Origin of the sequence: Pseudomonas sp. KK4 (assembly GCF_001984065.1) — a bacterium.
GTDB lineage: Bacteria > Pseudomonadota > Gammaproteobacteria > Pseudomonadales > Pseudomonadaceae > Aquipseudomonas.
The window spans coordinates 1-7854 of record NZ_LYVP01000176.1; the positions used below are offsets into that span (position 1 = coordinate 1).

The following is a 7854-nucleotide window of genomic DNA, read 5'->3' on the forward strand; positions in this document are numbered from 1 at the left end:
CCCCTGCTCGATCTCCCCCTGATACCCGTTTCCCCCCTTGACCCCTGCTTGCTGACCAGTGTCCACCACTGGTCAGACCGGTCATGCCAATTTTTCGCTTTCCCCTTGTATTCGCCTGAAAATCCAGCCTAGACTGCGCCTGCACTGGACATACCGGTAAGACCACAATAATTAAGTCCTGCATCTGATGCGCCCCGCGCACGGTAGCCAGGACACCGACCAGGATTCCTCCCATGCTCAGATGGTGCTCGCGTTCAATCTTCCTCCAAGTGGTTCTCGGACTGGTGCTCGGCATCGTCTGCGGGCTGACCCTTCCCGAATACTCCGCCCAACTCAAACCCCTGGGCGACGCCTTCATCAAACTGATCAAGATGCTCATCGGCCTGATCGTGTTCTGCGTGGTGGTCAGCGGCATCAGCGGCGCCGGCGACCTGAAGAAGGTCGGCCGCATCGGTCTCAAATCGGTGATCTACTTCGAAGTGTTGACCACAGTGGCGCTGGTGATCGGCCTGGTGTTCGCCTTCACCACCGGCATCGGCAGCGGCGCCAACATTCATCTGGATCAACTGTCCGCCGCCGACATGGGCGACATCGCTCAGCGCGGCCAGCACATGCACACCACCACGCAGTTCTTGATGGACCTGATCCCGACCTCGGTGATCGGTGCCTTCGCCGACAACAACATCCTGCAAGTGCTGCTGTTTTCGGTGCTGTTCGGCAGCGCTCTGAACCTGGTGGGCGAAGCCGCGTCGGGTATCTCGCGACTGATCAATGAACTGAGCCACGTAATCTTCCGCATCATGGGCATGATCGTGCGCCTGGCGCCGATCGGCGTGTTCGGTGCGATTGCCTTTACTACCAGCAAATATGGCCTGGATTCGCTGCAGCACCTGGGCAGCCTGGTGGGCCTGTTCTACCTGACGTGCATCGCGTTCGTGGCGTTGATTCTCGGCCTGGTGATGCGCGTGTCGGGCCTGCGCATGTGGCCGCTGCTCAAGTACCTGCGCGAAGAACTGCTGATCGTCATGGGCACCGCCTCCTCCGACGCCGTGTTGCCGCAAATCATGCGCAAGCTCGAGCATCTGGGCATCGGCAGCTCGACCGTCGGCCTGGTGATCCCCACCGGGTACTCGTTCAACCTCGATGGCTTCTCGATCTACCTGACCCTGGCCATCGTGTTCATCGCCAATGCCACCGGCACGCCGCTGGCCATGACCGACCTGCTGACCATTCTGCTGGTGTCGCTGATCACCTCCAAAGGCGCCCACGGCATCCCGGGGTCGGCCCTGGTGATTCTGGCGGCGACGTTGACCGCCATTCCGGCGATTCCGGTGGTCGGCCTGGTGCTGGTGCTGGCGGTGGACTGGTTCATGGGCATCGGCCGGGCGCTGACCAACCTGATCGGCAACTGCGTCGCCACCGTGGCCATCGCGCGCTGGGAGAAAGACATCGATATCCAGCGGGCCAACAAGGTGCTGTCCGGCCAGGTGGGATATACCTTCCAGCCGAGAAAACCGGGCGCCGCGGCGCACCAGCAGGAATTTTGAACAACGCGTGCCCGCCTCGGCGGGCACCTTGATCGCGACTTGGAGCGAACAGTGATTACCTCGTCAACCGTCGTCAATTCAGTGGTAGAAAAACTTCGGGCCGCATTGGCCCGTGGTCAGTGGCGCTCCGGCGATATGCTGCCGGGCCAGCGTGAACTGGCCGAACAACTGGGCATCAGCCGCCCGAGCCTGCGTGAAGCGGTGACCGTGCTGGAAACCCTCGGCCTGGTGCGCTCGATGCCGGGCAAAGGCGTGGTGGTGCTGGACGCCAACCTCAGCGACGCCCAAAGCCACGACAGCGCAGTGGCCGGCGCCAGCCTGGAAGACGTCCTGCAACTGCGCTACACCCTCGAACCCTTCATCGTCGGCCTGGTCGCGCAATCGATCAGCAGCAAGGAAGTCGGGCAACTGCGCCTGACCCTGATGGACATGCGCGAAGCCCTGGACGCCGGCGACAGCGAAGCCGGGGTGAATGCCTACATCGCGTTTCATGAAGAGCTGTTCACGCTCACCTCCAATCCGATCTTCCAGAGCGTGGTGCAGCAGACCAGCAATGCCCTCAAGCAAAGTGCCGATGTGCTGCGCAACTCACCCGAGCATTTGGCCGAACGCCTGGAAGAAAACGAAGCCGTGGTGCGCGCGATCCGCAGCAAGAACAGCGCCCAGGCCAGCGCCGAAATGCGTCGGCACATCCTTCGCGAAGGCCAGCGCATGGGCATCGAACTGAACATTCCGGAAGACAACCTCAGCCGTTGAATCCACCCGCAACCGGAGACAGGCCATGAACAGCTTCGCCTCACCGCAAACTCTAGTCGACCTGCCCTTTTCCCTGTCGGCGGATGATCTTTATTCGCGGGTCTTCGAGGCCATTCTCGAACAGCGCCTGCACCCCGGCAGCCGCATGACCGAAGACAGCCTGGGGCAGACGTTTGGTGCTCGACGCAGTGAAGTTCGTGGTGTCCTGACCCGTCTGTCCCATCAACAGATCATCATCCTGCGCCCCAACCACCGCCCTCGCGTCGCGGCGATGGAGGCCGAACAGACCCGGCAAACGCTGCATGCGAGGCGGCTGGCCGAGATCACGCTGGTGCGGTTGGCCTGTCAGCAGCCTCAGCCAGATCATTTGGCCCGTCTGCATGCAATCATTGAACGCGAACGGCACTGCTCGACACCCGGCCGGGCGCTGCGCTTGTCGGGGGAGTTTCATCTGGAACTGGCAGACATGGCCGGCAATGCACCGCTGGCGCATTTTCTCGGCAGCCTGGTGCCGCTGACATCCCTGGCGATTGCGCAGTTTGACGCGCAGGACGAGGACTATTGCGATTGGCAGGTTCACCAAGGGATTTTGGATGCGGTTGAACAGCAGGAGATGGCGATGGCTGTATCGATGCTTGGGCAGCACCTGAATCATCTGGAAGGAATGTTGCTGAACGCCCTGAGGCAACAACGCGTTGCCATGTAGGTGCAAAACAATTGTGGGAGCGGGCTTGCTCGCGAAGGCGGCGTGTCAGTCAGCACAATGTTGAATGACACACCGCATTCGCGAGCAAGCCCGCTCCCACAGGGTGTTGCGTAATACCGTCCTACAGGATCAACAACACTTCGGCCCCGCCTTGCTGCCGTAACGGGCCTCCTGGCGTTCGCGGAAGAACGCCTCGTAGTCCATCACCGGTTTGTCCGGATGCTTGTTCTGCATGTGCTCGACATAGTTGTCGTAGTCGGGCATCCCCACCATCAGGCGCGCGGCCTGACCGAGGTACTTACCGAGGCGACTGAGGTCATTGAACATGCGGCAAATCCTCGATCAAACTTCCGGTATCGCCTGAAATGGCGCTTCTTTATCCGTACGTTCCTTGGTACCCCAGGCGGCGACGCCGACCTTGATGGCAAAGAACAGGATGCTCAGCACCACGAACAGGAACAGCGCGGTCAGCGTCGCGTTGGTGTAGGCGTTGAAGATCACGTGCTGCATCTGGTCGATGCTCTTGGCCGGGGCCAGCACCTGACCGTTGGCCAGGGCATCGCTGTACTTCTTGGCCAGGGCCAGGAAACCGATCGCCGGGTTGGCGTCGAACAGCTTGATGAAACCGGCGGTGGTGGTGCAGATCAGCAGCCATGCGGCGGGCAGCAGGGTCACCCACACATAACGCTGGCGCTTCATTTTGATCAGCACCACGGTGCCCAGCATCAGGGCGATACCGGCCAGCATCTGGTTGGAGATGCCGAACAGCGGCCACAGGGTGTTGATGCCACCCAACGGGTCGATCACGCCCTGGTACAGCAAGTAACCCCACATGGCCACGCAACCGGCGGTGGCAATCAGGTTGGCGGTCCAGGATTCGGTGCGTTTGAGCGACGGCACGAAGGAACCGAGCAAGTCCTGCAGCATGAAGCGACCGGCACGGGTGCCAGCGTCCACAGCGGTGAGGATGAACAGCGCTTCGAACAGGATCGCGAAGTGGTACCAGAACGCCATGGTGTTTTCACCCGGCAGGACGTGGTGCAGGATCTGCGCGATACCCACGGCCAGGGTCGGTGCACCGCCGGCACGGGCCAGGATGGTGGTTTCACCGATGTCCTTGGCCACCGCTTGCAAGGCTTCCGGGGTAATCAAGAAGCCCCAGCTGCTGACCGTTTGAGCGACCGACACAGCGTCAGCGCCCACAATCGCCGCCGGGCTGTTCATGGCGAAGTACACGCCTGGCTCAATCACCGACGCGGCAACCATGGCCATGATGGCCACGAAGGATTCCATCAGCATGCCGCCGTAACCGATGTAGCGGGCATGGCCTTCGCTGGCCAGCAGCTTCGGTGTGGTGCCGGAAGCGATCAGCGCGTGGAAGCCGGACACCGCGCCACAGGCGATGGTGATGAACAGGAACGGGAACAGACCGCCCTTCCACACCGGGCCGGTGCCGTCGATGAACTGGGTCAGTGCCGGCATTTTCAGCTCGGGCATGGTCACCAGGATGCCGATCGCCAGGGCGACGATGGTGCCGATTTTCAGGAAGGTTGACAGGTAGTCACGGGGTGCCAGGATCAGCCACACCGGCAATACCGCGGCGACGAAGCCATAGCCGATCAGCATCCAGGTGATCTGCACGCCGGTAAAGGTAAAGGCCTTGGCCCACACCGGGTCAGCGGCAATCTGCCCGCCCAGCCAGATCGAACCCAGCAGCAATATCACGCCGATGACGGAGATCTCACCGATGCGGCCCGGGCGGATGTAGCGCATGTAGATGCCCATGAACATCGCGATCGGGATGGTCGCCATCACCGTGAACATGCCCCATGGGCTATCGGCCAGGGCCTTGACCACGATCAGCGCCAGCACCGCGAGGATGATGATCATGATCAGGAAGCAGCCGAACAGCGCGATGGTGCCGGGGATACGGCCCATTTCTTCGCGGACCATGTCGCCCAGCGACCGGCCGTTGCGGCGGGTGGACATGAACAGGACCATGAAGTCCTGCACGGCACCGGCCAGCACCACGCCGGCGATCAGCCAGAGCGTGCCGGGCAGGTAGCCCATCTGCGCGGCCAGCACCGGGCCGACCAGCGGACCTGCGCCAGCGATGGCGGCGAAGTGGTGACCGAACAGCACGTGTTTGTTGGTCGGAACGTAGTCCAGGCCATCGTTGTTGAGCACGGCGGGCGTGGCACGGTTGGGGTCGAGCTGCATCACCTTATTGGCGATGAACAGGCTGTAGTAACGGTAGGCAACGAGGTAGATGGCGACAGCTGCAACGACGATCCACAGGGCGTTGATCGCTTCGCCGCGGCGCAGGGCCACGACACTCAGCGCAATCGCTCCCAGGACAGCCACGGCAAACCAGGCGAGGTGTTTAGCCAGACGGGGCATATAGGGTCTCCTGCCGACAGCTCGTGACTGCGGCGGTAATTTTTATAATTGTGTCCGCTATGCGGAGCTGGCCCAATATCCGCGCATGGCGTCCACAAATAAATCCGCGTTACTACGTACGTGGTGTCTACGTAGTTCTACGTAGACACCCTTGGACCAACTGATTGAAATGCAACACCCTGTGGGAGTGGGCTTGCTCGCGAAGACGTTCTGTCAGGCGACATGGATGTTGAATGACAGATTGCATTCGCGAGCAAGCCCGCTCCCACAGGGTTTGTGTTCGACCAATGGATCGACGCCACCGGTCATTCCGTCCAGCAGCGCTACTCGGCGGGCGTATCTTTGGCCTATGATGCCGGCCTTTCGCCTCCCCCCTCGTCCCGGCCAGGAGCCCTGATGCAGCTCAAACACAAGATCGTCGCGCTCGGGATTCTGCCGCTGGTGCTGGCCATTGCCGTGATCTGCGGTCTGGTGATTTCCCTGAACCGGCAACTGGGGGATCAGCAGGCGCAGTTGATCGAAGACAGCATCCTGGCGAGCAAGCGCGCGGAACTGAAAAACTACGTGGAGATGGCGCAAAGCCTGATCGAGCCGCTGTACGACGACGGCCATGGCGACGCCCAGGCGCAGAAACAGGTGCTGGAAGAACTGCGCAAGCTCAGCTTCGGCATCAACGGTTACTTCTTCGTTTATGACCGCGAGGGCCGCAGCCTGATGCACGCGCGCCAGTCCGACCTGGTGGGCCAATACCTGTGGGACATGAAAGACCCCCACGGCTTGCCGGTGATCCAGGCCCTGCTCAAAAGCGCGCAATCGGGCGAAGGCTTTCAGCGCTACGCCTGGAACAAGCCCTCCTCCGGCCAGGTGACCGACAAACTGGCCTACGTGGTCATGCTCGATCGTTGGGGCTGGATGCTCGGCACCGGCATCTACCTGGAGGACGTCGAGCGCGCCACCCAACAGGCCCGCGCGGAAGTGGCCATGGGCATCCGCAAGACCATGATGGCGATTGCCGTGGTGGCGCTGGTGGCGGTGCTGTTCGTGTTCGCCACCGGCATGACCCTCAACGTCAGCGAACATCGCCTGGCGGACAAAAAGCTGCAGCGCCTGACCCAGCGTATCGTCAGCCTGCAAGAGGAAGAACGCTCGCGGGTGTCCCGTGAGCTGCACGACGGCATCAGCCAGGTGCTGGTGTCGATCAAGTTTCAGTTCGAACTGGCCAGCCATATGCTGGAGAAGGGCCAGGACAAGGGCCTGGGCATTTTGCTCGATGCCACCGATCGCCTCGGCGAGGCGATCGGCGAGGTGCGCAGCCTGTCCCACGACCTGCGTTCGTCCCTGCTCGATACTCTCGGCCTGCAAGCGGCCATCGGCCAATTGGCGGCGGAATTCGAGCAGCGCAGCGGGCTGACGGTGAGCTACGTCGACAATGAATTCGATTGCCAACTGGTCGATGGCGCGGCGGTGTCGCTGTTTCGCATCGTTCAGGAAGGCCTGACCAACATCGAACGACACGCCCGGGCCAAACATGTTTCCATTACCCTGCACGGTTGCAAGGACAACGTGCGCCTGACAGTGGTCGATGACGGTGTCGGCTTTAACGTCGCCCAGGTCGAACGTCGCCAAGCCGGCATCGGCCTGCGCAACATCCGTGAACGTGTCGAACATTTCGGCGGCCAGTTCGATCTGACTTCGGTACCGGGCCGAAGTGAACTGGACGTCATGCTGCCGATGAAACCGTCCGGTGCCAAACACAGCTGATCCGATAACAAGAGTGAATGCCTGCCATGAACCTGCCCTCCCCGATTCGCGTCGCGCTCGTCGATGATCACTCCCTGGTCCGTGACGGCATCAAGGCGCTGCTGTCTGTCATGGCGCCGCTGGAAGTGGTGGGCGAAGCCGAGAACGGTGCCGAGGCGATCGAGATGGTCGGGCGCTGCCAGCCGGACCTGTTACTGGTGGACATCAGCCTGGGCGACATGAACGGCCTGGAACTGACCCGCATGCTGCGCAGCCAGTACCCGTCGCTCAAGGTGCTGGTGCTGAGCATGTACGACAATTACGAATACGTGAGTGAGTCGGTGCGCTCCGGCGCCAGCGGCTATGTACTGAAGAACGCGCCCTCGCGGGAAATCATCGCGGCCATCGAAGCGATCACCAGTGGCGGCACCTTCTACAGCGCCGACATCGCTCAGCGCCTGATCGCCGACAAGAACACCGACAACGAACTGACGCCCCGCGAAAGCCAGGTCCTGTACAAAATGGTCCAGGGCATGAACAACAAGGAAATGGCCCGCGACCTGGACATCAGCGTGCGCACCGTGGAAACCCATCGCCTGAGCATCCGCCGCAAGCTCAACATCGACAAACCGGCCGCCCTGGTCAAGTACGCCATCGATCACGGGATCATTTCCCGCTGATTTCCCCTGATACGCACACCGTCGT

General features: G+C 61.6%; 7 protein-coding genes. 5 read left to right on the plus strand and 2 right to left on the minus strand.

Annotated features, from left to right (window positions below):
• The first annotated feature begins 233 nt into the window (after positions 1–233).
• From B0W55_RS27815 to B0W55_RS27825, 3 genes are read left to right on the plus strand one after another with little or no spacing between them, the layout of a single operon-like run.
• Positions 234–1547 (plus strand): C4-dicarboxylate transporter DctA, encoded by a 1314-nt coding sequence (locus B0W55_RS27815; protein WP_077049113.1) that lies wholly within the window; start codon positions 234–236, stop codon positions 1545–1547.
• A gap of 51 nt (positions 1548–1598) precedes the next feature.
• Positions 1599–2303, plus strand: coding sequence for a FadR/GntR family transcriptional regulator (locus B0W55_RS27820; RefSeq protein ID WP_077049114.1), 705 nt, complete (start codon positions 1599–1601; stop codon positions 2301–2303).
• Between the two features lie 25 nt (positions 2304–2328).
• Positions 2329–3009 carry a GntR family transcriptional regulator gene (locus B0W55_RS27825; RefSeq protein WP_077049115.1) on the plus strand — a complete coding sequence of 227 codons (681 nt, stop codon included), beginning with the start codon at positions 2329–2331 and terminating at the stop codon, positions 3007–3009.
• Positions 3010–3138: 129 nt separating this feature from the next.
• Here the strand turns inward: B0W55_RS27825 and B0W55_RS27830 are convergent, their stop codons facing one another.
• Both B0W55_RS27830 and B0W55_RS27835 read right to left on the minus strand, forming a co-directional pair.
• On the minus strand, positions 3139–3336 hold the full coding sequence (locus B0W55_RS27830; RefSeq protein WP_046042517.1) for a YbdD/YjiX family protein: 198 nt from the start codon (positions 3334–3336) through the stop codon (positions 3139–3141).
• Positions 3337–3351: 15 nt separating this feature from the next.
• On the minus strand, positions 3352–5409 hold the full coding sequence (locus tag B0W55_RS27835; RefSeq protein WP_077049116.1) for a carbon starvation CstA family protein: 2058 nt from the start codon (positions 5407–5409) through the stop codon (positions 3352–3354).
• 396 nt (positions 5410–5805) lie between these two features.
• Here B0W55_RS27835 and B0W55_RS27840 point away from each other — a divergent pair, with 396 nt between their 5' ends.
• Together B0W55_RS27840 and B0W55_RS27845 are read left to right on the plus strand one after the other, a co-directional pair.
• Complete coding sequence (locus B0W55_RS27840) at positions 5806–7170, plus strand: cache domain-containing protein (RefSeq protein WP_077049117.1); 1365 nt, start codon at positions 5806–5808, stop codon at positions 7168–7170.
• Positions 7171–7196: 26 nt separating this feature from the next.
• On the plus strand, positions 7197–7829 hold the full coding sequence (locus tag B0W55_RS27845; RefSeq protein ID WP_077049118.1) for a response regulator transcription factor: 633 nt from the start codon (positions 7197–7199) through the stop codon (positions 7827–7829).
• Positions 7830–7854: the final 25 nt, after the last annotated feature.

Coding starts and splice junctions, on each gene's coding strand:
- B0W55_RS27835 (WP_077049116.1), bottom strand. CDS start 5,409: ATGCCCCGTCTGGCTAAACACCTCGCCTGGTTTGCCGTGGCTGTCCTG.
- B0W55_RS27825 (WP_077049115.1), top strand. CDS start 2,329: ATGAACAGCTTCGCCTCACCGCAAACTCTAGTCGACCTGCCCTTTTCC.
- B0W55_RS27815 (WP_077049113.1), top strand. CDS start 234: ATGCTCAGATGGTGCTCGCGTTCAATCTTCCTCCAAGTGGTTCTCGGA.
- B0W55_RS27845 (WP_077049118.1), top strand. CDS start 7,197: ATGAACCTGCCCTCCCCGATTCGCGTCGCGCTCGTCGATGATCACTCC.
- B0W55_RS27840 (WP_077049117.1), top strand. CDS start 5,806: ATGCAGCTCAAACACAAGATCGTCGCGCTCGGGATTCTGCCGCTGGTG.
- B0W55_RS27830 (WP_046042517.1), bottom strand. CDS start 3,336: ATGTTCAATGACCTCAGTCGCCTCGGTAAGTACCTCGGTCAGGCCGCG.